The 552-nt window shown below is 63.6% G+C and carries 1 pseudogene; it reads right to left on the bottom strand.

Features of this window, described 5'->3' with window-relative positions:
* Nucleotides 1-552 (bottom strand): annotated as a pseudogene (locus EJC49_RS24050) (IS3 family transposase); the annotation flags it as partial.

Here is a 552-nt window from a genome sequence, read left to right as displayed (position 1 = left end):
TCGATGATGAAGGCGATCCGGATGAGGTCCCCGTTCCAGCACGAGATCTCGAAGCCGTCGGAACACCAGCGCAGGTTCGAGCGCATGACGATGACCTTGCCATCGTGGACACGGCCAGTCCGGCGGCCCGTGTGCCTGGCCAGCAGCATGCCGTTCTGGCGCATGATGCGGAAGACGCGTTTGTGGTTGACCGGTGGCTCGTCCGCCCTGGCAAGCTCCCTGTTCACCAGGGCCGTGATGCGGCGATAGCCATAGGTCGAGCGCTCGTCGACCAGGCGGCGAACGAACTGCACCAGGGTATCATCCTCCTGCTTGCGATAGGGACCGCGGGGCTTCTTCGCGCGATGCACCTTGTCATGAAGATGAGAACGGGCCACCCCGATCGTCTCGGCAACCGCTTTCATCGGGAACCGTCCCTCGGCTGCGACGAGAGCCGCAAGCTCGGTTTTTTTGACTCCGACTTTGCCAGCGCCTCCTTGAGGATCTCGACCTCCATCGTCTTGCGGCCGAGCAGCCGTTCGAGGTCGCGGACGCGCTCTTCGAGCCGTCGCA

Source organism: Aquibium carbonis, assembly GCF_003970795.1.
GTDB lineage: Bacteria > Pseudomonadota > Alphaproteobacteria > Rhizobiales > Rhizobiaceae > Aquibium > Aquibium carbonis.
This window is presented reverse-complemented; position numbering and strand designations above follow the sequence as displayed.